The sequence below is a fragment of the Rhodovastum atsumiense genome (genome assembly GCF_937425535.1).
Lineage (GTDB): Bacteria > Pseudomonadota > Alphaproteobacteria > Acetobacterales > Acetobacteraceae > Rhodovastum > Rhodovastum atsumiense.
Map to the genome: position 1 here is coordinate 764801 of NZ_OW485601.1, position 21676 is coordinate 786476.

General features: G+C 69.3%; 23 protein-coding genes, 1 tRNA gene and 1 pseudogene. 7 read left to right on the plus strand and 18 right to left on the minus strand.

The window, feature by feature from the left end; all coding sequences use genetic code 11:
* Positions 1-30: 30 nt before the first annotated feature.
* Together NBY65_RS03250 and cutA are read right to left on the minus strand one after the other, a co-directional pair.
* Entirely contained in the window at positions 31-1854 is a 1824-nt protein-coding gene (locus NBY65_RS03250) for a cation:proton antiporter domain-containing protein (RefSeq protein ID WP_150045335.1), read from the minus strand.
* The gene (gene cutA / locus NBY65_RS03255; RefSeq protein ID WP_150045334.1) at positions 1851-2189 is read right to left on the minus strand and encodes a divalent-cation tolerance protein CutA; all 339 of its coding nucleotides are present in this window, start codon (positions 2187-2189) and stop codon (positions 1851-1853) included. The genes NBY65_RS03250 and cutA overlap by 4 nt, the downstream gene beginning before the upstream one ends.
* Positions 2190-2609: 420 nt before the next feature.
* On the opposite strand from cutA, the gene NBY65_RS03260 reads away from it, so the two are divergent.
* Positions 2610-4208 carry an acyl-CoA dehydrogenase family protein gene (locus tag NBY65_RS03260; protein WP_150045333.1) on the plus strand — a complete coding sequence of 533 codons (1599 nt, stop codon included), beginning with the start codon at positions 2610-2612 and terminating at the stop codon, positions 4206-4208.
* A 43-nt stretch (positions 4209-4251) separates the two neighbouring features.
* Complete coding sequence (locus tag NBY65_RS03265) at positions 4252-4584, plus strand: YXWGXW repeat-containing protein (RefSeq protein WP_150045342.1); 333 nt, start codon at positions 4252-4254, stop codon at positions 4582-4584.
* Here NBY65_RS03265 and NBY65_RS03270 read toward each other — a convergent pair.
* Positions 4530-6623 carry an ATP-binding protein gene (locus NBY65_RS03270; protein WP_150045332.1) on the minus strand — a complete coding sequence of 698 codons (2094 nt, stop codon included), beginning with the start codon at positions 6621-6623 and terminating at the stop codon, positions 4530-4532. The two genes, NBY65_RS03265 and NBY65_RS03270, sit on opposite strands and share 55 nt — an antisense overlap.
* A 357-nt stretch (positions 6624-6980) precedes the next feature.
* Between NBY65_RS03270 and NBY65_RS03275 the strand changes: the two genes are divergently transcribed.
* Positions 6981-7256, plus strand: coding sequence for a hypothetical protein (locus NBY65_RS03275; RefSeq protein ID WP_150045331.1), 276 nt, complete (start codon positions 6981-6983; stop codon positions 7254-7256).
* Between the two features lie 473 nt (positions 7257-7729).
* The gene (locus NBY65_RS03280) at positions 7730-8206 is read left to right on the plus strand and encodes a hypothetical protein (RefSeq protein WP_150045330.1); all 477 of its coding nucleotides are present in this window, start codon (positions 7730-7732) and stop codon (positions 8204-8206) included.
* Positions 8207-8272: 66 nt separating this feature from the next.
* On the opposite strand, the gene NBY65_RS03285 is transcribed toward NBY65_RS03280, so the two are convergent.
* Positions 8273-10054: a glucan ABC transporter ATP-binding protein/ permease gene (locus tag NBY65_RS03285; RefSeq protein ID WP_150045329.1), complete on the minus strand. Its 1782-nt coding sequence runs from the start codon at positions 10052-10054 to the stop codon at positions 8273-8275.
* A gap of 199 nt (positions 10055-10253) precedes the next feature.
* Here NBY65_RS03285 and sugE point away from each other — a divergent pair, with 199 nt between their 5' ends.
* Complete coding sequence (gene sugE / locus NBY65_RS03290; protein ID WP_150045328.1) at positions 10254-10574, plus strand: quaternary ammonium compound efflux SMR transporter SugE; 321 nt, start codon at positions 10254-10256, stop codon at positions 10572-10574.
* A 205-nt stretch (positions 10575-10779) separates the two neighbouring features.
* Positions 10780-11325: a CarD family transcriptional regulator gene (locus tag NBY65_RS03295; RefSeq protein WP_150045327.1), complete on the plus strand. Its 546-nt coding sequence runs from the start codon at positions 10780-10782 to the stop codon at positions 11323-11325.
* 192 nt (positions 11326-11517) lie between these two features.
* Here NBY65_RS03295 and NBY65_RS03300 read toward each other — a convergent pair whose 3' ends face one another.
* From NBY65_RS03300 to NBY65_RS03340, 9 genes and pseudogenes are all read right to left on the minus strand, one after another.
* Positions 11518-11769, minus strand: a complete 252-nt coding sequence (locus tag NBY65_RS03300) for a hypothetical protein (RefSeq protein ID WP_250265627.1) — start codon at positions 11767-11769, stop codon at positions 11518-11520.
* A gap of 461 nt (positions 11770-12230) precedes the next feature.
* Positions 12231-12307: transfer RNA gene (locus NBY65_RS03305), tRNA-Pro, on the minus strand.
* Between the two features lie 376 nt (positions 12308-12683).
* A pseudogene (locus NBY65_RS34260) lies at positions 12684-12930 on the minus strand (MerR family transcriptional regulator); the annotation flags it as partial.
* A 77-nt stretch (positions 12931-13007) separates the two neighbouring features.
* Positions 13008-13325, minus strand: a complete 318-nt coding sequence (locus tag NBY65_RS03315; RefSeq protein ID WP_150045324.1) for an integration host factor subunit alpha — start codon at positions 13323-13325, stop codon at positions 13008-13010.
* Between the two features lie 97 nt (positions 13326-13422).
* Complete coding sequence (locus tag NBY65_RS03320) at positions 13423-14379, minus strand: beta-ketoacyl-ACP synthase III (RefSeq protein WP_275266340.1); 957 nt, start codon at positions 14377-14379, stop codon at positions 13423-13425.
* A gap of 40 nt (positions 14380-14419) precedes the next feature.
* Positions 14420-15508, minus strand: a complete 1089-nt coding sequence (plsX, locus tag NBY65_RS03325) for a phosphate acyltransferase PlsX (protein ID WP_150045341.1) — start codon at positions 15506-15508, stop codon at positions 14420-14422.
* Positions 15509-15632: 124 nt separating this feature from the next.
* A complete protein-coding gene (rpmF, locus tag NBY65_RS03330; protein ID WP_150045322.1) occupies positions 15633-15836 on the minus strand; it encodes a 50S ribosomal protein L32 in 204 nt (67 codons plus the stop codon).
* A gap of 151 nt (positions 15837-15987) precedes the next feature.
* Positions 15988-16488 (minus strand): YceD family protein, encoded by a 501-nt coding sequence (locus tag NBY65_RS03335; protein WP_150045321.1) that lies wholly within the window; start codon positions 16486-16488, stop codon positions 15988-15990.
* Positions 16485-17063, minus strand: coding sequence for a ubiquinol-cytochrome C chaperone family protein (locus NBY65_RS03340; RefSeq protein WP_239003208.1), 579 nt, complete (start codon positions 17061-17063; stop codon positions 16485-16487). The genes NBY65_RS03335 and NBY65_RS03340 overlap by 4 nt, the downstream gene beginning before the upstream one ends.
* A gap of 162 nt (positions 17064-17225) precedes the next feature.
* On the opposite strand from NBY65_RS03340, the gene NBY65_RS03345 reads away from it, so the two are divergent.
* Complete coding sequence (locus NBY65_RS03345; RefSeq protein WP_239003200.1) at positions 17226-17747, plus strand: outer membrane protein assembly factor BamE; 522 nt, start codon at positions 17226-17228, stop codon at positions 17745-17747.
* Between the two features lie 12 nt (positions 17748-17759).
* Here NBY65_RS03345 and thiL read toward each other — a convergent pair whose 3' ends face one another.
* From thiL to NBY65_RS03370, 5 genes are all read right to left on the minus strand, one after another.
* Entirely contained in the window at positions 17760-18698 is a 939-nt protein-coding gene (gene thiL / locus NBY65_RS03350; RefSeq protein WP_150045320.1) for a thiamine-phosphate kinase, read from the minus strand.
* 252 nt (positions 18699-18950) lie between these two features.
* Positions 18951-19463, minus strand: coding sequence for a transcription antitermination factor NusB (gene nusB, locus NBY65_RS03355; protein ID WP_150044855.1), 513 nt, complete (start codon positions 19461-19463; stop codon positions 18951-18953).
* Entirely contained in the window at positions 19464-19946 is a 483-nt protein-coding gene (gene ribH / locus NBY65_RS03360) for a 6,7-dimethyl-8-ribityllumazine synthase (RefSeq protein WP_150044853.1), read from the minus strand.
* A 7-nt stretch (positions 19947-19953) separates the two neighbouring features.
* Positions 19954-21075, minus strand: coding sequence for a 3,4-dihydroxy-2-butanone-4-phosphate synthase (ribB, locus tag NBY65_RS03365; RefSeq protein WP_150044865.1), 1122 nt, complete (start codon positions 21073-21075; stop codon positions 19954-19956).
* Complete coding sequence (locus NBY65_RS03370) at positions 21075-21674, minus strand: riboflavin synthase (RefSeq protein WP_150044851.1); 600 nt, start codon at positions 21672-21674, stop codon at positions 21075-21077. Before NBY65_RS03370 ends, ribB begins: the two co-directional genes overlap by 1 nt.
* Positions 21675-21676 lie beyond the last annotated feature (2 nt).

Genomic DNA, 21676 nt, shown 5'->3' on the forward strand with positions numbered 1-21676 from the left:
GCAAGTCCAGGGAGCTCAACCGCCCCCGGCCTACCCTTCCCGCGCCTCTTCCCGCCGCCTGGCATCGCGCAGGCGGCGACGGCCGAGCGTGCGGATTTCGGCCTGCGGCGCGGCGGCCTTGATGACGGCCTGGATTTCCGCGCGCTTTTCGTGAATGGAGGCGATCACCGGCCCCATCGGCACGCCGATATCCACCAGCACGGCCTCCGAGAGCTGCAGGCTGGCCTCCACCGTTTCCGGCACCGCATCGGAAACGCCGCCATGATAGAGATGGGCGGCATGCGCGGCATCGCGGGCGCGCGCGACGATCAGCAGGTCCGGCCGCTCGGCGCGCGCCACCGCCACGACGGTGTCGACCGCGCTGCGCTCATCCATGGTGACCACCAGCGCCCGCGCGGTGCCGATGCCCAGGCGGCGCATCAGGGCCGGCTGGCCGATATCGCCCCAGTAGACCGGCTGGCCGGCATGCCGCTCGCGGGCGACGCGGTCCGGATCGCGGTCGATGGCGACATAGGGCACCGCATGCGCCTGCAGCATCGACGCCACCATCTGCCCGACCCGACCGAAGCCGGCGACGATGACGCGCGGCCCGCTCGCCACGGTGTCGGGCGGCAGCAGCGCCGGATCGATCACCTTCGGCGTGGCGACCAGGCGCTGCACCTGTCGCCGCCCGACCGCCGAGAGCAGCGGGATCGCCGCCATCGACAGCGCCACCGCCAGCAGCGCCTGCTCGGCGGCGGCCCGTTCCACCAGCCCCTCCCCCGCGGCGATGCCGAGCAGCACCAGGCTGAACTCGCCCCCCGGCCCCAGCAGCAGCCCCGCCTGCAGCGCGACCGACCAGGGCGCGCCGAACAGCCGGGTCAGCGGCGCGATCAGCAGGCCGTTGAGCAGCACCAGCGTGGCCGCCCCCCCGAGCGTCCCCAGCGGATCGGACACCAGCCGGACGGGATCGAACTGCAGGCCGACCGAGATCAGGAACACCCCGAGCGCGAGGCCCTTGAACGGATCGATGGTGACCTCGATCTCGCGGCGGAATTCTGTGCCGGCCAGCAGCAACCCCGCCACCAGCGCGCCAAGCGCGGGCGAGAGCCCGGCGGCGGAGGCAGCCAGGGCGGTCGCGATCACCACCAGCAGGCAGGCCGCCATGAAAAACTCGGGGCTACGGGTGCGGGCGACGCTGCGGAACAATGGACGCAGCCCCAGCCGCCCCAGCCCGACGATCGCCCCGAGCGAAAGCACCGCCTTGGTTACGGCCAGCCACAGGCTCATCCCCGGCCCGCCCTCCGGCCCCGTCCCCTGCAGGCCCAGCGCCACCAGGATCGGCACCACGGCGATGTCCTGGAACAGCAGCACGGAGAAGCAGAGCCGGCCGAGCAGGGTGGCGAGCCGCCGCTCCTCGGAGAGCACCTGGATCACCACGGCGGTGGAGGACATCGCCCCGGCCAGCCCGACCACGACGGCCCCGGCCGGGTCCATCCCCGCCAGCAGGCCGACCCCCGCCAGCAAGGTCGTGCTCATGGCCACCTGCGCCGCGCCCAGGCCGAACACCAGCCGGCGCATCACCCATAGCCGCTCGAAGGACAGTTCGAGCCCGATCATGAACAGCAGCAGCACCACGCCGAAGCCGGCAATCGGCGCGATCGCCTCGGCATTGGCGATGGTGACCCAGCCCACCCAGGGCGCGAGGTCGGCGACGCGGCCGAGCCCGAACGGTCCGACCACCATGCCGACCAGCATGAAACCCAGCACCGGGCTGACGCGCAGGCGATGGAACAGCGGGATCACCACCCCGGCCGCGCCGAGCACGATCAGCACTTCCTTGAGCGCGGCGGGATTGGCCGGACCTTCGGTCATGGCGTCGTCACGGCCCCGGCGATCCAGCCAAGATACTCCGGCAGGCCCTCGGCGAGGGGCCAGGCCACGATGCAGGGCAGCTCGTAGGAATGCAGCGCGCGCACCCGGGCCTGCAGCGCCGGCCAGGCGGCACGGGTCGTCTTGGCCAGGAACGCCGCCTCCGGGGCCTGCTCGACGGCACCCTGCCAGCGATAGATCGCTTCATGCACGCGAATGTTCACACAGGCGGCGAGGCGTTCCTCGACCAGGGCCCGCCCGATCCGCCGCGCCTGCTCCAGGTCGGCGCAGGTGACATAGGCGATCAGGATCTCGTCCGGGGCAGATCGGGAAGTCATCGGCGACATGGCCTGAGGAGGATGATCGCAGGAAGATGCCGGAGGACTGCCGGTTCCGGCGTTTCCCTGCATGTCATGTGGTACATCCCGCGGTGCCTCCTCGGATCCGGCCAGTACTCAAAACGTCACGTGTTACTGAAACGTGAGCGCAGTTTCCTGAAACGTGTGCCCTGTCACGCCGGCATGATGTCCGTCCCGATCCGGCCGACGGCGCGCCTTCTGCTTAGCCGGATCGGCCGGCCCGAACGAGCGGAAAGCCCACACCCCCGGGGTCCGCGGGCGCGGGGGAACATCACAGCATCAAAATGGTGTTGATGCCTGCGCCCTCCCCCCGGCCGCGCCGTCCGGCCCTCCCCATTCCGCTGCCGCTACGCTACACCAGCCCCACGTGCCCAAGCCCTCTTGTTCAGCGAGCCCGACATGCCCGTCACCGTGCCCCCTGAAGAGACCGCCTGGTTGTTGCACCATGTGGTCGGCTTCGATGCCCTCGACCCGGGCGACACCGCTGCCATCCTGGTGGAAGCCACCCGCTTCGCCGAGGGCGTGCTCGCGCCGCTCGAACGCGACGGCGACCGCATCGGCGCGAAGCTGGTCGATGGACGGGTGATCACCCCCCCCGGCTTCAAGGAAGCGTTCCAGGCCTATGCCGAGGGCGGCTGGATCGGCACCGCCGCCCCGGAGGAAAGCGGGGGCCAGGGTCTGCCGGACGTGCTGGCGCTGGCCGCCTTCGAGCCGGTGTCCTCGGCCAACATGGGCTTCGGCCTGTGCCCGATGCTGACCCAGGACGCGATCCAGTTGCTGGCGACCCACGGCAGCGCCGACCAGAAGGAACGGCTGCTGGCCCCGCTGGTGGCAGGCAGCTGGACCGGCACGATGTGCCTGACCGAGCCGCAGGCGGGCTCTGATCTCGGCGCGGTGCGCAGCAAGGCCGAGCCGGACGGCAACGGCCTGTATCGCATCACCGGCCAGAAGATCTTCATCACCTATGGCGAGCACGACTGGACCGCGAACATCCTGCACATGGTGCTGGCCCGCCTGCCGGACGCGCCCGCGGGCAGCGCCGGCATCAGCCTGTTCGCCGTGCCCAAGTTCCTGCCCGATGGCAGCCGCAACCCGGTGCGCTGCGTCTCGATCGAGCACAAGCTCGGCATCCATGCCAGCCCGACCTGCGTGCTGGCCTTCGAGGACGCACTCGGCGAGATCGTCGGCCCGCCGCATCGCGGCCTGCCCAGCATGTTCAGCATGATGAACGCCGCCCGGCTCGGGGTGGCGATGCAGGGCGTGGCGGTGGCCGAGCGCGCCTTCCGCCGCGCCGCCGAGTTCGCCACCACGCGCGAGCAGAGCGGCGGACCGATCGTCATCCATCCGGATGTGCGGCGCACCCTCTGGACCATGCGCGCGCTGGCCCTCGGCGGGCGGCTGCTGACGCTGTACGCGGCCGAGCAGCAGCACCGCGATCCCGTCCGCGCCGCCCTGCTGATCCCGGTGGCGAAATCCTGGGCCTCGGATGCCGGGGTGGAGGCCGCCTCGCTTGGGGTACAGGTACATGGCGGCATGGGCTATATCGAGGAAACCGGGGCGGCCCAGCACCTGCGCGATTCCCGCATCACGCCGATCTACGAGGGCACCAACGGCATCCAGGCGCTGACCCTGCTGCGGCGCGGCCTGCTGCGCGACCAGGGCGCTGCGCTCGGCGCGCTGCTCGACGAGATCGTGGCCGCCGAGGGCGTCACCCCGGCGCTGCGCGAGGCGGCGGAGGCGACCCGCAGCGCCGCCGCATGGCTGCGCCAGGCCGAGCCACGCGCAGCCGAGGCCGGCGCCACGCCGTTCCTCAACCTGGTCGGCACCCTCGCCGCGGGCTGGCTGTGTGCCCGTACCCTCGCCCGGCCCGATGCCCCGGTGGCGGCGCGGACGGCCGCTTCGGTGTTCCTCGATCAGGTGCTTCCACGTACGATGGCATTTGGCGCGGCGACCGTGACGCCGAGCGCGGGCCTGACCGGCACGGAACTCGTGGCCTGATCGCGCGTCGCACGCGCAATGATGGCATTGGAGGTAACCACAGATGCGTTTGGCTTCCCTGGTCAGGCGTCACCGGCCGCTGCTGGCCGGCGGCATGCTGCTGCTGCTGGCGGGCTGCGTGAGCGCCACGCGGGAAGTGGCCTACAATCCCCCCTATCCGCCGCCGCCGGCCGTTCCGCCCGAGGTGGTGCCGAAGCCCCCCGTTTCCGAGGAACCGCTGATCTGGCAGCCGGGGCACTGGGTGTGGACCGGAACGGGCTACAACTGGACGGCGGGGCAATGGGTGAAGCGGGCCGGCCACGGCACCCAGTGGCAGGACGGCTACTGGGCGAGCGACAGCGGCGGATGGCGCTGGGTGCCGGCCCATTGGTTGTAGGCTGACCCACCTTCGGGCGCCCGGCGCAGCGTGACGATGAAGCAGCTGCCGCCGGGATCGCTCGAGGCCTCGATCCGGCCGCCCAGCCCCCCCAGGATGGTGCGGCAGATCGACAGGCCAAGGCCGGTGCCGCTGCCTTCCTGCTTGGTGGTGAAGAACGGGTCGAACACCCGGGCCAGCAGGTCCGGCGGAATGCCGGGGCCGGTATCCGAAACTTCCAGCACGATATCGGTCGCGGTGGCGGAGGCCTGGATGCTCAACCGCCGCCGGTCCGATGGCATTTCCTCCAGCGCATGGCAGGCATTCACCACCAGGTTGAGCAGGACCTGCTCGATCGGGGTGCGCCGGCCCAGGGCCCGCGGCAGATCGGCGGGCACGTCGATCTCCACCGCCACCTGCGCCGCCCGCAACGGCGCCTCGGCCAGGACCATCACCCCCCGCACCACCTCGGAGAGCGGCACCGGCATCACCTCATCGCCGTCCTTGCGCCCGAAGCGGCGCAGCTCGCCGGCGATCTCGGCAGCCCGCGCCACCTGCCCGACCAGTTCCGTCAGCATCGGCCCGGTGCGCTCGATCGCCCCGGTCTTGAGGCTGATGCCGATGCCATCGGCCAGCAGCCGCATCGCCGTCAGCGGCTGGTTGAGCTCGTGCCCGATCACGGTGGCAAGCTCGCCGAGGCTGGCGAGCTTGCCCGCCATGACGGCCTGCGCCGCGAGATCCCGTTCCTCGGTGACATCGATCACGGTGCCGATGATCTCGCCGCTGCCATCCGGATTCTGCACCACCAGCCGGGCACTGTCGCGCAGCCAGGCATGGCGCCCGTCCGAGCGGGCGAAGCGGTAGTCGGCCGTGGCATTGCCGGTTTCCAGCAGGCGCCGGCGCAGCGCCCGCGCCGTGTCGTGGTCCCCCGGATGGATGCGCGCGAACCAGTCCGACGGGGCTGCCACCTCGGCGGGCGTGCAGCCGATGGCAAGCATGGTGTTCCGCGACAGGTAGAGGCGGGTGTAAGTGCCATCGCCGGCGATGGCGCCATGATAGACCACCGCCGGCAGCCCCGCGATCAGCCGTTCCAGCTCGCGCTGCGCCGAGGCCACGCGGGCACGCGAGACCATGACCAGCAGCACCCCGGCCCCGGCCATGTAGGTGAGCACGACGAAGCCGGCGATGGCGCGGAACAGCCAGCGCAACAGACAGGCGGGCTGGAGTTCGCTTTCGGCATCGAGGTTGGCGCTCACCAGCAGGCCGCCTTCCGCCACGACCCGGCGTGCGAAGAAAGTGTCGCGGCCATCGATCGAGTTCGGGCCGCGGGGCAGCGCGGCGGGATCACGGCGGGCCGACTCCAGATGGGCCGGGGCCATGAGCAGCCCGCGCTGCAGCACCTCTTCCGGCTCCTTGCTGCGGGCCAGCAGGCGGCCGTCGGAAAGCCGGTAGAGATTGACAGCGACCTTGCCCTCCGGCTGCCCGAGCAGGCCCGACAGGGTCAATGCCGGAATCGAAACCATTGCCACACCGGCGAAGCTGCCATCGGCGTGGCGCAGCGAACGGGCGAAGATGATCACGAGCTGGCCGGAACAGGGACCGGGCACCGGCCCGGCGATGACCTGGCCCGATCCGCCGTGCCGCAACGCCTGGAAATAGGAAGCGCCCCCCATTTCCTCACAGACCTCGGGGAAGGACGCCCAGGCGATATGCCCTGCCTCGGTGGCAACGGCGATGCGCGCGATGCCCATCAGATTGGACTGGTTGGCCCGGCGCAGCTCCTCCTCGAGCCGCACGGCCGCGGCGACATCACCGGCGGCGCGCAGATCGGCGCGCAGGCGGAGCAGATCCTGCACCCAGCGAACGGTATCAAGCAGGCGCTGGACTTCCCGCGCCGGCGCAACGACTGCGGCATTGGCGAGCGCCATCGTTTCCGCCGCGCGTGCGGCAATGGCACGCGCCCCGAGATATTCCGCGGTTGCGCCAGCCATCACCGTCAGGGCGAGCAGAGCGGCCGCGAGTACGCGGCGGAACGGCACCGCCTCGTCGATGACCCTCACCTGCGCCCTATTTCGTTTCCATGCGTCGGCAAGACCGACCAAATGGTGTTATTTTCCGAACGAAGAATGCATCGTGCCGCATATCGAACCGGAATGCGACTGATGAATTGAACGGGCAACCAAAATTTTCACCCGCTCACCATTACAACAACCCCAATATGTAACACATGCAAGCGCGCCTTGCCCGTATGCCGGTCATGGCAATCGCGGGATCATGCATGATTAGGACAGTATTCAACACGCCCTGAACCGGGCTGATGGGCGCACGGCGCCGCGGGACCGTCACGTCCCGGATTTGGTTGCCTGTGGCGATCCATCACGCCACCATCGTACCAGGACCCGTGATCGGAGGCCGTGATGGACCCGAATCAGACGATGCCGAACGCGACACTCCACGCCGTGCTGGAGGAGCTGGAAGGCATGTCGCACGCCCTGCTCGCGGTCATCCAGCATCTCCACGAGCGGGGGCAGCTCGACCCCGGCGCCGTGGCCGACAAGCTCGATCCGCAGGCCCCCGGAACAATATGCTGCCTGCTCGCGTCATGGCTGCGAGGACTGGAATCCCAGGCCGCCGCGGCTCGCCCCGGACAGGCGGGGACACGGCCTGACGGAACAGGCCGATCCGACGCCTGACGATCTCGGCGAGCAAGGCCCGGGCAGCCCTGTCGATCAACGCGTGGTCGGTCGCCGAAAGCCGGTTCCTGGGCATCCTGCATCCGTTGGGTTTCCGTCACGACCAGACTCGGGTCGCACGGGGATTTTCATCTGCAATCAACGTGCAGGACGGCGCCGCGGTCCCCCGGCCGACAACACGAATGTGGTATTGAGATCCGATCCGGGAAGTGCGGAAGCCGTCGACGTCCCTGGCGCCGGGCCACGGGACATTCGGTGGGACAACACGCCCACCGCGCGATTACGCAATTGAAAGTAAGATTCTAATTATTCTAAGAATTACCCAAGTCATCGTTCAATTTTCCGTGACATCACATTGGCGTGCGCTTAATGTCCCGCGCGTAGCGGAGGGTATTTCGGACATGGGTGCTGTATTTTGTCTCCCCTACATGGGGGGTCTTGGCCTTCGGGAACTTCGTTCTGCCTTCGCGGTCATGGATAAACTTGGTCATGACAGCGAAATCAAGACGCCTGATTACTTCATCGCGGCACTGCATTCGGGCGAGATCACCGAAGGGTTCGTCTTCGGCGGACGTTCCAACACCGCGACGGGCAAGCTGCTGGAAATGCGCGGCCAGCGCGGCATCCTCGATATCGGCTCGGGATGGGAACTGGCGATCCGCGATCCTTCCGGCAACCGTTTCGCCATCCCCGACCCGCAGCGAAGCGGCGCGGACTCCTATCGTGACGGCGGCGACTACGGCCTGATCGCCCACCTGCATTTCCTGGGCCGGATTCCGGTGACGATCGTCGCGGGCCTGGGCACGATGGCGACCGAAGGCGCGGGACGCTGGTTCGCGGCCCGCATGACCAGCCTGCCGCGGGACAAGGAATGGTGCGAAGTGCTGCACTTCCCGGCCCCCGTGGATCCGCATTGCTGGCGGGGCGTGGCATCCTGGACGCTGGATTGATATCGGCAGCCCGCAGGGCCTGCCGGTTTCACCAACCGCCTTCCGTCCTCGCCGCCCCGGCCCCGGTCAATCCGCCGCCTCGGCCAGCCCGGCCGGCGGCACGACCCCGAGCTGGGTCGCGACCAGCGCCGCGAAACGCCCCCCCGCGGCGACCAGGTCTTCGAAACGACCGCGCTCGACGATGCCACCCCCCTCGAACACCAGGATTTCGTCGGCCTCGCGCACGGTCGAGAGCCGGTGGGCGATGACGAAGGTGGTCCGGCCGGCCATCAGGGCGCGCAATCCCTGCGCGACCCGCGCCTCGGTCGCCGCATCCAGGGCACTGGTCGCCTCGTCCAGGATCAGGATGGGCGGCGCCTTCAGCAGGGCACGCGCGATGGCCAGGCGCTGCTTCTGCCCGCCCGAGAGCGTGGCGCCGCGCTCGCCCACCATCGTGTCGTAGCCCTCGGGCTGGCGCAGAATGAAATCATGCGCCTCGGCCAGCCCGCAGGCCCGCTCGATCTCCGCCTGCGTCGCATCGGGCCTGCCGACCAGCAGGTTCTCGCGAATCGAGCGGTTGAACAGCATGCTGTCCTGGAACACGACGCCGATGCCGCGGCGCAGGCTGTCCAGGGTCACGCCGCGGATATCCTGGCCGTCGATCAGCACCCGCCCGTCGGTCGGGTCCCATAGCCGCTGCAGCAGGGCCATGGCGGTGGACTTGCCCGCACCGGTCTGGCCGACCAGGGCGACGCACTGCCCGGGATGGACGACCAGGTCGATACCCCGGAGGATCTCGGGGCCGCCCGGATAGGCGAAGCGGACCGCCTCGAAGCGGACCTCCCCGGCCGGAACGACGAGCGCGGGGGCGCCTGGCCGTTCCGGGACGCTGCTGGGCGTGTCGAGGATGCCGAAGAACTCGTCGAGCATCGGCACGGTCGAGAACAGCTTCGCGACGAACCACATGGTCGATTCCAGCCGGCCGATCAGCAGGGTCGCCAGCCCCATGAAGGTGACGATCTCCCCCACGCCGGCCTGCCCGCGCAGATGCAGCAGCGTGCCCACCACGATGATGGCCAGCACCGCGAGCGTGCTGGCCGCCCGCCCCATGACGGTCACGAACGCCCACCAGCCGAGCACCGGGAACTGGTTGGCGACCAACCGGGCCGCCGCCTCGCCGAAGCGCAGCCGCTCCTGGCCGATCTGGGTGAAGGACTGCACCACCGGCACATTGGCCAGGCCATCCTGCACCGTGCCGGCCAGTTCGTTGTGATAGCGCTCCGCCAGCCGCTGCCGCCCCTCGGTGCGGCGGATCACGAAGGAGGTCATGGCGCAGAACGCCACCACCAGCGCCAGCAGCACCAGGCCAAGCCGCCAGTTCATCGCCAGCGTCAGCGGCAACAGGACCAGGGCGGCAACGATGGCCGAGAGCTGTTCGCGGAAGAAACCGAGCCACAACCCGAACAGGGTGTCGGCGCCGCCGAGCATCACCCGCAGGATCTGGCCGGTGTGCCGCGCGCCGTGAAAGGCCAGCGGCAGCGCCAGTACATGCGCGTGCAGGCGGCTCATCACCTCCAGGCGGCGACGATGCGCCAGCCGGTCCGCGAACAGCGCCACCAGGATGCTGGTGAGAATGGCCAGCAGGCCGAGTCCGGCCCAGGTGCCCAGCAGCCGGGTGGAATCGTGCCAGAGCACCTCGCCCGGCAGCGTCGCGGACCGCGACAACAGATCGATCACCCGGCCGAACAGGAGGGGATCGAGGAACTGCAACCCGGCAATGGCAAGATTGGCCAGGGCGAGCACGGCAGCCACCCCGGCATCGGCGCGCAGCAGACCAAGAACACGCCCATAAATTTTAAGGAAATGCATCGAAATTCTCGCTTCAATCGAGATATACATACTCTGTACTTCGATTTAAAAGCGAGTTCTTCGCGCGTCCCTGTAGCCACCGGCGGCTGCACGCCCCCACGGCGCGGCAGAGCGACCGCCCCTGCGGCGCGCCAAATCCGGCCTTGCCTCGCCGCTCCCCCTGTGGGAACCGCCGCCAACCTTGCTGTGGGAAGGAAATATGGCCTGGGTCTATCTGATCATCGCCGGATTGTTCGAAATCGGCTGGGCCGTCGGCCTGAAATACACGCAGGGCTTCACCCGCTTCTGGCCTTCGGTCGGAACCGTGGGAGCGATGGTCGCCAGCCTGCTGCTGCTCGGGCTGGCGCTGCGCAACCTGCCGCTCGGCACCGCCTATGCCGTCTGGACCGGCGTGGGAACGGTCGGCACCGCCCTGCTCGGCATGGTGCTGTTCGGGGAAGCGGCAACCGTGCTGCGAGTGGCCTGCATCGGCCTGATCGTCGCCGGCATCATCGGGTTGAAACTGGTCGAGGCCCCCTGACCCCGGCCTGAACGCCTGCGATCGTGCTCACCGGTTCGGCGGAGGCGGCAAAGCTGCCGTGCGCCGTGTTGGTTCTTCTTGTATCTGCCGGGCCGGCGTTTTAGGTATCATGCTTCCTCTTCCAATCGCGGCGGACCGTGACCGACGTGCAACCCTGCACCGGTGTCAGGCCCGCTGCGTTGTCGTCATTGCATGGAGGCTGGTGATGAAGTCCGAGGCGGTTTCCCATGCGGCGCCGGTCGCGGCGGCTCGACCGGATCAGGCCAGGCTGCCTTTCGTTCCTGGACAGCGTGTCGTCTATCCGGCGCATGGCGTCGGGACCGTCAGCGACATCACGACCGAGACAGTCGCAGGCGAATGCCTCGAGCTGATCCATATCACCTTCGACGAGAGCCGGATGACGCTGCGTGTCCCGGTAACGAAGGCGGCGAAATCCGGGCTGCGCGCGCTCGCGAGTCGCGAGACCCTGCAGCAGGCCATCGCCGTCGTGACCGGCAAGCCGAAGATCATCCGCGGCATGTGGAGCCGCAAGGCAAAGGACTTCGCCGACAAGATCGGCACGGGTGACCCGATCGCCCTGGCCGAGGTGGCCCGCGACACCCGCAAGGGCGGCGAATCCGACCAGAGCTTCAGCGAACGACGCGTCTACGAACTCGCGCTCGACCGGCTGGCAAGCGAGCTCGCCGCCGTGCATGGCATCGACAAGGCCGCCGCCCTGGCGAAGCTGATGCCCCTGCCCGCCGCGGCCTGACCCCCAGCCTCCGCGCCACCAAAAACCAGGCCACAAAAACCGGAGCGGGCCGCGCAGCGATGAGCGCGCGGCCCGCTTTTGCTTTATCCCGGGATTGCGCCCCGCCATCCCTGGCGACCGCCTGCCGGCACGCCGGATGCTGCGGTCAGCGACCGGCCTGCAGGGCTGACTGGCGCATACCCCTGCTCCGTCCTATTGGCTGACCTCGGGCGTTTCGCAGGTCCAGTTATGGGCATTGCGGGACAACTCCTCGGCGCTGCGTGCCTGCTGCGCCGCCTGTCCGGCGAACTCCACCGCCGCCGCGTAATTGCCCTGCTCATGGCTTTGCGCAGCAAGACGATGGGCTCGCGCGGCGTGTTCGTGCGCCTCGGCGGCCAAGGTATGGCTCATGTCGGGACGGCGGGGCATGCCAATGAACTCGCTACGAGAAGCAGTCGTTTGCATTTGCTCAGTCTCACGATGCGCTCAGTCGATGAGCCAGTTTCAGAAGAATTGGACGAAACCCGCGCTTCGCAACTGCCAGGAAGCGGCGCCAGGATCATCAATTCGGCCGGAGACTAGCCCAAGGCCACGGCACCGGGTGGTAATTTACCAACAAAAAGCTGTGTTTTCTGATGTGGTTCGCATTAAATGCTATTATGCCTGTCTGTGAATGTAGATTTCTACTGAGAACGTAAATATTCTTCTGGGATTTTGTTAAAAAACATACGTCTTTGATTTACAGAATGATGCAAGATGTTGCTGCACAGAGCTGGGAACACCGCTGCGGGGGACCCCAGGCGGCAGCATCGCTGCCCGGCGGGCCCTCGGCAGCGTTGTCAGCATGGCAGATGTGGAGACGCCACAAAGGCCCCTGGCCCTCCCGCGAGGGCCAGACGACGATTGTCACCGATGATGGTGGAAAATGGTCGGAGCGGCGGGATTCGAACCCACGACCCCCAGTCCCCCAGACTGATGCGCTACCAGGCTGCGCTACGCTCCGACACGCCTTGCGGCAGGGGCGCTTCATGTAGCAGCGCGCCGGGCCGGACGCAACGCACCTTGGCAAGGATTCATGCGAGAAATCGGCGCGGAATACGCCGCTCGCCGCCGATCGCGCCGCGCCGCTCAGGGCAGCAATGCGCGCAGCGCTTCCAACTCGGCCAGGATCTCCGCCAGCACGGCCCGCAGCCGGGTCGCCTCACCCTCTGCCTTCGGGCGTGCCAGCCGCACCGCCGCCCCTGGCGCGGGGGCACCGGCCATGGAGGCGTGGAGATGCGTCTCCTCGTCCTCGACCGCGGGCACGGCCACGCCGCGTTCGGATTCCGCCTCGGCCCGCTCGTCAGGAGAGGCGGGTGGAATGTCGTCGGACAGCTTGCCCCCTCCCTCGCGCAACAGCCGCTGCACACCCTTGATGGTGTAGCCCTGGATATAAAGAAGATCGGAAATACGCCGCAGCAGCGCGATGTCGTCGGGGCGGTAATAGCGTCGCCCGCCGCCACGCTTGAGCGGCTTCACCTGCGGAAATTTGGTTTCCCAGAAACGCAGGACGTGCTGGGGAATATGAAGCTCGTCGGCGACTTCGCTGATGGTCCGGAAGGCATTGGGAGCCTTCTTTGGTTTCAGACGACCTCCGTCCGCTGCCCCACCCTCGCCGCCTTCCTCGGTCACGGAGGCGCCGGGCTCGGGGTCGGACGCCTCACTCATTCGTCCTCTCCGCCATGCCTGGGCGGCGTCGTGTGATTGACGTGGGCCTTCAGCACCTGGCTGGGACGGAACACCAGCACCCGGCGCGGCAGGATCGGCACCTCCACCCCCGTCTTTGGATTGCGGCCGATGCGGCGTCCCTTCTGGCGAACCGAGAACGTACCGAAGCCACTGATCTTCACCGACTCGCCCCCTTCGAGGGCGCTCGCCATGCGCTCGAGCACCGTCTCCAGCAGCTCGGCGGATTCGTTCCGGGACAGGCCGACCTGGGTATAGATGCTTTCGGCGAGTTGCGCGCGCGTCACTGTGTTCATGCGCGGACGCTAGAAATACCGGCGCAACTCGTCAACAAAGTTTGGGGATCAAGCCTTTGGGGCGGCTTCACTTTCCCGCAGAAACGTCGCCTTTCGGCTACAGTCGTACCAGCGCCGAGCCCCAGGTCAGGCCGCCGCCCAGCGCCTCCATCAGCACCAGGTCGCCCCGCCGGATGCGGCCGGCGGCATAGGCATCGGCCAGGGCGAGCGGGATCGACGCCGCCGAGGTATTGGCATGGCGGTCCACCGTGACCACCACGCGCTCGGCCGGCAGGCCGAGCTTGCGGCCGACGCCGTCGATGATGCGGGCATTGGCCTGATGCGGCACCAGCCAGTCGACATCGGCGGCGGTCAGGCCGTTCGCCGCCAGCGCCTCGGTCACCGCTCCGGACAGGTGGGTGACGGCGTGGCGGAACACCTCGCGCCCGTTCATCACCAGATGGCCCGGCCGGTCCGGCCGGCCAACCGCGCCATCGACATACAGGAGGTCGCCCAGGCGCCCGTCGCTGTGCAGATGGGTGGAGAGGATGCCGCGATCGGTGCCATGGCCGCGGCCGCGGCCGCTGCGCAGGAACACCGCGCCGGCGCCGTCGCCGAACAGCACGCAGGTGCCGCGATCCTGCCAGTTCAGCAGCCGCGAAAAGACCTCCGCCCCGATCACCAGCGCATTCTGTGCCTGCCCGCTGCGGATCAGCGAATCCGCCAGCGACAGGGCATAGACGAAGCCGCTGCAGGCCGCCGAGATGTCGAAGGCGAAACCTCCCGCGCCCAGTTCGCCCTGTACCCGCACCGCCGTCGCCGGGAACGCCTGGTCGGGGGTCGCGGTGGCGACGATGATCACGTCCACCTGGTCAGGGGTCTCGCCGGCATCAGCCAGCGCCGCCCGGGCGGCGCGGACCGCCATGTAAGTGCAGGTTTCGTGGGGTTGGGCGATGTGGCGCTGCCGGATACCGGAACGCTCTCGAATCCATTCGTCGGAGGTGTCGACGCGGGTGGCGAGATCCGCGTTGGTCACCACGGTTTCGGGCAGATAGGCGCCGATGCCGGCCAGCATCGCGCGGATGCAGCCGGAAGGCGCCGGAGCGGGTCCAGGCTCAGCGGGCTGCCGCGAGGCGCTCGCCGTCGTCTCCACCAGCTGATCCATTCTTCGCTCCCATGCCCGCCACCCCGCCCGGCGCGGACTGGCCGTTCTGCCGCTTCGGCTGCGCCGGGATGCGACCCAGCCCTTCGCGGATCCGTTCATTGAAGCGATGGACCACCATGTCCATCCCCACATCGACCGCATGGGCGAAGCCCTGCGCGTCGGTGCCGCCGTGCGACTTCACCACCACGCCGTTGAGGCCGAGCAGCACCGCGCCGTTGTAGCGCCGCGGGTCCACCACCTCGCGCAGACGATCGAGCTCACCGCGCGCCAGCAGGTAGCCGAGCTTGGCCTGCGTCGAGGCGGTGAAAGCCTGGCGCAGCAACTGCAGCACCAGCTTGGCCGTGCCCTCGAGCGTCTTCAGCGCGACATTGCCGGTGAAGCCGTCGGTCACCACCACGTCGGTGGTGCCCGCGGTGATGTCGTGGCCTTCGACGAAGCCGTGGAACTGGGGACCGATATGCGTCTCGCGCAACACCTCGGCGGCGGCGCGGATGCGGTCGTCGCCCTTCAGCTCCTCCGAGCCGACATTCAGCAGCCCGATCGATGGTGCGGTCAGGCCGAGCACGGTACGGGCGAACACGTCGCCCATCACCGCGAATTCCACCAGGTTGCGGGTGTCGCAGGCAACGTTGGCGCCAAGGTCGAGCATGACCACGTCGCCACGCACCGAGGGCGCGATGGCGGCCATGGCCGGGCGGTCGATGCCCGGCATGGTCTTGATGACGATCTTGGCCAGCGCCATCAGCGCGCCGGTATTGCCCGCCGAAACGACCCCCGCGGCATTGCCCGCCGCCACGGTATCGATGGCGATGCGCATGGAGGCGCGCCGCATGCGCAGGGCCGCGGTGGGCTTGAGATCGCCCGCGATCGCATCGGGCGTGTGCAGCACGGTGCAGGCATTCGCCGCGCGCTTGTGCTGCTTCAGCAGCGGGGCGAGCTTCGCCTCGTCGCCGACCAGCAGGAAGCGCGCCGACGGATGACGCTCCGCCGCGATCGCCATGCCGTGCACGACGATCTCGGGTGCGCGGTCCCCTCCCATCGCATCGATCGCGAGGGTGAAGGGAACCGGAGGATTGGGCTGGTTCAAGGCCGGGCCCACCAGGCCAGCGGCCGAGAGGAAGACTTCTCAGACATTGTCTGGATCCGTCCGCGGCCGCGCCGGATCAGACCCGGACGGCCCCCTTCAGGGCCTTCCCGGCAGCCACCACCTCACGACCGTCGTAATGGCCGCAATGGCTGCAGACATGATGCGGGCGCTTCAGCTCGCCGCAATTCGGGCACTCGGCATGAGCCTCGGCCGTCAGCGCGTGATGGCTGCGACGCATGCCCCGCCGTGAGGGCGAGGTCTTTCTCTTGGGAACAGCCATGGGACGAAGCCCTCCGGTCTGTGTGACCCATCCTCCGGCGCGGCGATCGAGGCCACCGGACAGACGCAGTCACAAAATGGCAATAGCGCGAGGGGCGCCGTCTAGCAGAGGGCAATGCCCCCTGCAAGCTGCGCCACGCATGTCACCTATCCTAGCCCCGACGTTGCAGCCGTGCCAGTGCCGCAAAAGGTGATTCCGGGACATTTCCCGCGGACTCGGGCAAAGCCGCGTCCGGCTTGCGCGGATAGGGATCGAGCGCCAGCGCCAGTTGCTCGGCCGTCGCCTCGCCGATATCCAGCACGCCGCCCTCGTAAGGGATCTCGTCGTCGGCGTCCGGGTCGTCGTCCTCGCTCTCGTGCCCCGCCGGGACGAAGCGCACGCGAAACCGCTCCTCCACCGCCATGGCGAAGTCCTCGAGCGAGACCACGCAACTGCGCACCACCTCCGCCCGCAACTGCCCCTCCGCCACCACCACGCCGGCCGTCTCCGGCCGCAGGCTGAAGCGACAGGCCAGGGACCGGACGCCGGGAATGGCCATGCGGCCGGCCAGCGCCTCGCACTCGGCCGGGCTGGCTTCGATCGTCACGTCCAGCCCGGTGGCCGGAATGCGGTCGAGCGCCACCGGACGATGCAACTCCACGGGAGCGGTCATGCCGGCGCCGCCCCGGCCGCCTCGGCCGCCGGCAGGAAGGCGACACGTCCCCCGGTCAGGTCCTGCCCGGCCAGATGGCGATCCTGCGCCCGCGCCAGCACCGCAAGCCGCGCCGCGCCGCCCGCATCCGGCTGGCCGCGCCAGACATTGCGGGCCAGCGCCGCGGCCAGCTCCGCCTCGTCCTCCTGGTCCAGCGCACGCCCGTAGGCCTGCGCCCGGCCATGGAACGCCTCCCACATGATCTTGACCTTCTTGCCGACGGACAGGTCGCCGACGCCCATCTCGCGCAGATTCACGTCCATGTCGGTGAACATGGCGTCGAACACCGCCTGCGCCAACGCCGGCCCGGGCGCGGGGTCGCGCTGCAGGCGGCGGATCACCAGGAAGGTGTGCAGCCCCACCAGGTCGAAGCGACCGTCCAGCGTGTCCGGCACGCCCAGCGAGGCATAGAGCCAAGGGTCGCGCGCCGCCGCCACGGCCGCCCCATAAAGTTCATAGCCGAGCTGCTCATACCGGTTGCGACGGAAGAAGCCGAACACGCCCATTTTCCGATCCTTGCCCACCCCGGCCGGCATCTCCGACCGGATCCGCCCGATCGGCTTTCATTGACACGGCCGGGCCGTCGTGACACCCGATACACCTAGCGCGACCGCGCCGGCGGTCAACGCGTCGACGCGCGCCACCGCCATGCGCGCCCCCCGCGCGCGTCCCGGCGCCCCCCCAGGAGGACGACCCGTTTGCGCCCGCTGACTGCCCGCCTGCCCGCCGCTTCGCTTCTCGCCCTGCTCGCCCTGGGGACGCTCGGCGGGTGTAGCCTGCCGGCCTGGATGGCCTTCCCGCCGCAGGTGCGCGGCAACAAGGTCGACCCGGACCTGCTGGCGCAACTCGTGCCCGGCACCTCCAGCCGCGCCGACGTCATCGCACTGATCGGCTCGCCGACCGCCAAGGCCACCTTCGACGACAACACCTGGCTCTATATCGGCGAGGTGACCCGTCCGGTGATCGCCGCCACCAATACCGTGCTCGACCAGCAGGTGGTGGTGCTGACCTTCGACGGCAGCGGCGTGCTGCGCACCGTCGAACGCAAGAACCAGGACGATTCGGTGCCGGTCGCGGTGGTCTCCCGCGCCACCCCGGCCCCGGGCAACGACGCCTCGTTCCTGCAGCAGTTGATCGGCAACGTCGGCAAGTTCAGCCCGACCCAGACCGACACCTCCCGCAGCCGCCAGGGCGGGGCGACCAACCCGGGCAATTTCTGATCCCCGCCGCCCTCAGCCGAAATGGCTCCAGCCACCGCCGGCAAGCGGCATCGGCGCGCCGTCCGGACCCAGCACGGCGACGCGGGCCGGACCGGCATGGAAATGGCCGATGCGAGTGACCGGCGCATCGGCCAGCGCCGCCTCGCGCTCCGGCGGCACCGCGAACAGCAATTCATAGTCGTCGCCGCCGGTCAGGCAGGTTTCCAGCCGCCCGACCCGCCGCGCCGCGGCCGATAACGGCAGCTCCGCCGCCAGGATGGTGCAGCCGAGGCCCCCGGCCCGGCACAGATGCCCGGCGTCCTGCACCAGCCCGTCGGAGACGTCCATGCAGGCGGCGGCGATCCCATGCAGGCGCCGCCCCAGGGCCAGGCGCGGCCGCGGCAGGCGATACCGGTCGGCCAGGACCCCGTCCGCATCCGCCACCTCGCCGCGCAAGGCCAGCAGCCCGAGCGCGGCATCGCCGATCGTGCCCGAAACGTACAGCGCATGGCCGGGCTGCGCCCCCACCCGCCGCAAGGCAGCACCGGGCGCCACATGGCCCAGCACCGTCAGCGACAGGCTGACCGGCCCGGGAGTCGAGGTGGTGTCCCCCCCCAGCAAGGCGATGCCGAATTCGCGCTGGTCGGCGTCAAGGCCGGCGGCAAAGCCGGCGAACCAGCCATCCGGCGTGCCGCGCGGCACCGAAACGGTCATCAGGTAGCCGAACGGCTCGGCCCCCATCGCGGCGAGATCGGAAAGATTGGTGCGCAGCAGCTTCCGCCCGATCAGGTCCGGCGGATCATCGGGCAGGAAATGCACGCCCGCGACCATGGCATCGGCGGCAATGACCAGTTCCCGGCCGGGCGGCGGCGCGACCACGGCGGCATCGTCGCCGAGATCGAGCGCGCCAGGGCCGGCAAGCGGACGGAAATGGCGGGCGATCAGGGCGAACTCGGCGGGAAGATCACTCATCGTGCTGGCCCCCAACGCTGCCCGGGGCGCTGCCCCGGCCCTGCCAGGGGCTCCGCCCCTGGACCTGGCCAAGGGCCGAAGGCCCTTGGATCCCATGTCTGGTTCCTGGGAGGGAGGCGAACCGGCACGGACCCGTCACCGGCGAGGATGCCCCCCTCCCAGGAACCAGACACCCGGGGTGCAGGGGCCTCTGGCCCCTGCCGGAGGTCCAGGAGGCGGAGCCTCCTGGCGGGGGCGGGGCAGCGCCCCGCGCTACGTCGCGGCCGCGAACTCGGCCGGGCGCAGTTGGCGTGCCAGCCGGTCGAGCACGCCGTTGGCCATGCGGGGTTCCTCGCCGTCGAAGAACCCGTGCGCCACGTCGAGGTATTCGTTGATCACCACACGGGCCGGCGGCCCGTCCGGCATGCACAGTTCGGCCGCCCCGGCGCGCAGCAATGCGCGCAGCACCGGGTCGAGTCGCGCCAGCGGCCAATCCTCGGCCAGGGCCTCGGCCAGCAGCGGGTCGATGGTATCCTGCTGGCGGGTGGCGATGCGCACGATCTGGGTGAACAGCGGCACGTGCGCCACCGGCACGCGGCCGTCCTCGAAACCATCGGCCCCCGGCAGGTCGCCGAGGCGATGGCGGACGAACTCGTCGATCACGGTTTCGGGGCTGACCTGCGCCTGTTCGGCCTGGAACAGCGCCTGCACGGCGGCGATGCGCGAGCCGGTGCGAGGCCGCCCCTGCGGCTTTCGCCCGGCCTCCTGCTTATGCGGACCAGACATTCAGACCACCCCCAACCAGCGCGATGCGCGGATTTGCACCAGGGCGGCTGCGGCCGCCTCGGCCCCTTTGTTGTGTCCGTCGAGACGGGAGCGTGCCACCGCCTGCTCGACGGTGTGCACGGTCAGCAGCCCGTTGCCGAGGCAGAGGCCGAACTGCAGCGTCACCTGCGTCAGCCCGGACATCGCCTCGCGGCAGACATGATCGTAATGGTCGGTCTCGCCGCGCACCACGCAGCCGAGCGCCACGTAGCCGTCGAACGGCCTTGTGCCGCGGACCGCGAGCCGGATCGCGCCGGACAGTTCCAGCGCGCCGGACACGTCGAGCACGTCGAAGGCGGCACCGGCCTCGGCCAGCAGGCGCGTGGCCCCGTCGCGCAGCCCGTCGACCACGTCGGTATAATAGGGGGCCCGCACCACCAGCAGGTGAGGCTTCCGTCCCTCGATCCGGGGGGCGGTGGGCAGCTTGGCGTCGGCGGTACTCATGGCGGCGTTACGCCTCCTCGATCGGCCGGCGCTCGACGATGCTGAGGTCGTAGCCTTCGATGCCGATGATGGTCTTCTTCTGCGTGTTGGACAGCAGAACCACGTCCTTGATCCCCAGGTCGAGCAGGATCTGCGCGCCGATGCCGTAATCCCGCAATTCGTTCTGCGGGCGCGTCGCCCCGACCAGGCCGCGCACGCGCTCCGACAGCGCGGTCGGGCGGGTCTCGCGGATCAGCACCACCGCGCCGCGCCCGGCCTCGGCGATCATCTTCATCGCCCCGTGCAGGGCGTTCCACGACGAGCCGCCCAGCACGTCGTTCAGCAGGTCCACCCCGTGCATGCGCACCATCACCGGACCGGGCGCGGAGAGATCACCCTTGGTCAGCACCAAGTGTTCCGCATATTCAACGGTGTTGGCGTAGACATGCAGGTTCCACTCGCCGCCGACCGCATGGGTGATGCTGCCCTGGTCGACCAGCCGCACCAGCCGCTCGGTGCGGCGGCGGTGGTGGATCAGGTCGGCGATGGTGCCCAGCTTGAGGTTGTGGTGCTGAGCGAAGGCCACCAGGTCGGGCAGCCGCGCCATGGTGCCGTCGTCGTTCATGATCTCGCAGATCACGCCCGACGGGTTGAGCCCGGCCAGCCGGGCGATGTCCACCGCGGCCTCGGTATGGCCCGCGCGCACCAGCGTGCCGCCCTCGCGCGCCATCAGCGGGAAGACATGGCCGGGGGTGACGATGTCGGAGGGGCCGCATTCCGGGTTGATCGCCACCGCGATGGTATGCGCCCGGTCATGCGCCGAGATGCCGGTGGTGACGCCGTCGCGCGCCTCGATCGAGACGGTGAAGGCGGTCTGGTGGCGGGTGCCGTTGGACTGGCTCATCAGCGGCAGGCCGAGCTGGGCCACGCGCTGGCCGGCCAGCGCCAGGCAGATCAGGCCGCGGGCATGGCGGGCCATGAAGTTCACCGCATCCGGGGTAGCGAACTGCGCCGGGATGATCAGGTCGCCTTCATTCTCCCGGTCCTCGTCGTCGACCAGGATGAACATGCGGCCGTTGCGGGCCTCCTCGATCAGGTCCTCGGCCGAGCTGAGATAGTCCGACAGCGACCGGGTCAGCACGTGATCCATCATCGCCACTCCTGCAAACGGGCGACGTAGCGCGCCACCGTGTCGATTTCGATGTTCACCGCCTCGCCGGGCCGGCGGACGCCGAAGGTCGTGGCGATGGCGGTATGGGGAATGATGTTGACGCCGAAGGTGGCGCCCTGCACCTCGTTGACGGTCAGCGACACGCCGTCGATGGCGACGCTGCCCTTGGGGGCGATGAAGCGGGCCAGCGGCTCGGGCACGCGGAAGGTCCAGCGATGCGAGCCGTTCTCCGGCGCCACCGCCAGCACCTCGCCCACCCCGTCCACGTGGCCGGCGACGATGTGCCCGCCGAGTTCGTCGCCGACGCGCAACGGGCGTTCGAGGTTCATCTTCGTGCCCACGGTCCAGGTGCCGAGCGTGGTCCGCGACAGCGTCTCGGCCGAGGCGTTGACCGCGAACCAGTCCGGTCCGACCTCGATCGCGGTCAGGCAGCATCCCGCGCAGGCGATCGAGGCGCCGGTCGGGATCGCGGCCGTGTCGGCCCATGGGGCGGCGATGACCAGCCGCATGTCGGCGCCAGCCCCGATCGGCGTGATCTCGCGAACGCTTCCGATGCCGGTGACGATCCCGGTGAACATTG

Excerpts from the sequence above, each read along its gene's own strand:
- cutA (WP_150045334.1), bottom strand. The coding sequence starts at position 2,189 with ATGACTTCCCGATCTGCCCCGGACGAGATCCTGATCGCCTATGTCACC.
- ribH (WP_150044853.1), bottom strand. The coding sequence starts at position 19,946 with ATGAGTACCGCCGACGCCAAGCTGCCCACCGCCCCCCGGATCGAGGGA.
- NBY65_RS03265 (WP_150045342.1), top strand. The coding sequence starts at position 4,252 with ATGCGTTTGGCTTCCCTGGTCAGGCGTCACCGGCCGCTGCTGGCCGGC.
- NBY65_RS03335 (WP_150045321.1), bottom strand. The coding sequence starts at position 16,488 with ATGACCGCTCCCGTGGAGTTGCATCGTCCGGTGGCGCTCGACCGCATT.
- sugE (WP_150045328.1), top strand. The coding sequence starts at position 10,254 with ATGGCCTGGGTCTATCTGATCATCGCCGGATTGTTCGAAATCGGCTGG.
- NBY65_RS03315 (WP_150045324.1), bottom strand. The coding sequence starts at position 13,325 with ATGAACACAGTGACGCGCGCGCAACTCGCCGAAAGCATCTATACCCAG.
- thiL (WP_150045320.1), bottom strand. The coding sequence starts at position 18,698 with ATGAGTGATCTTCCCGCCGAGTTCGCCCTGATCGCCCGCCATTTCCGT.
- NBY65_RS03275 (WP_150045331.1), top strand. The coding sequence starts at position 6,981 with ATGGACCCGAATCAGACGATGCCGAACGCGACACTCCACGCCGTGCTG.
- NBY65_RS03370 (WP_150044851.1), bottom strand. The coding sequence starts at position 21,674 with ATGTTCACCGGGATCGTCACCGGCATCGGAAGCGTTCGCGAGATCACG.
- NBY65_RS03260 (WP_150045333.1), top strand. The coding sequence starts at position 2,610 with ATGCCCGTCACCGTGCCCCCTGAAGAGACCGCCTGGTTGTTGCACCAT.
- NBY65_RS03250 (WP_150045335.1), bottom strand. The coding sequence starts at position 1,854 with ATGACCGAAGGTCCGGCCAATCCCGCCGCGCTCAAGGAAGTGCTGATC.
- NBY65_RS03295 (WP_150045327.1), top strand. The coding sequence starts at position 10,780 with ATGAAGTCCGAGGCGGTTTCCCATGCGGCGCCGGTCGCGGCGGCTCGA.
- NBY65_RS03285 (WP_150045329.1), bottom strand. The coding sequence starts at position 10,054 with ATGCATTTCCTTAAAATTTATGGGCGTGTTCTTGGTCTGCTGCGCGCC.
- nusB (WP_150044855.1), bottom strand. The coding sequence starts at position 19,463 with ATGTCTGGTCCGCATAAGCAGGAGGCCGGGCGAAAGCCGCAGGGGCGG.
- plsX (WP_150045341.1), bottom strand. The coding sequence starts at position 15,508 with ATGGGAGGGGACCGCGCACCCGAGATCGTCGTGCACGGCATGGCGATC.
- rpmF (WP_150045322.1), bottom strand. The coding sequence starts at position 15,836 with ATGGCTGTTCCCAAGAGAAAGACCTCGCCCTCACGGCGGGGCATGCGT.
- NBY65_RS03320 (WP_275266340.1), bottom strand. The coding sequence starts at position 14,379 with ATGCTGGCCGGCATCGGCGCCTATCTGCCCGAAACCGTGGTGACCAAC.
- NBY65_RS03300 (WP_250265627.1), bottom strand. The coding sequence starts at position 11,769 with ATGCAAACGACTGCTTCTCGTAGCGAGTTCATTGGCATGCCCCGCCGT.
- NBY65_RS03340 (WP_239003208.1), bottom strand. The coding sequence starts at position 17,063 with ATGCCGGCCGGGGTGGGCAAGGATCGGAAAATGGGCGTGTTCGGCTTC.
- ribB (WP_150044865.1), bottom strand. The coding sequence starts at position 21,075 with ATGGATCACGTGCTGACCCGGTCGCTGTCGGACTATCTCAGCTCGGCC.
- NBY65_RS03280 (WP_150045330.1), top strand. The coding sequence starts at position 7,730 with ATGGATAAACTTGGTCATGACAGCGAAATCAAGACGCCTGATTACTTC.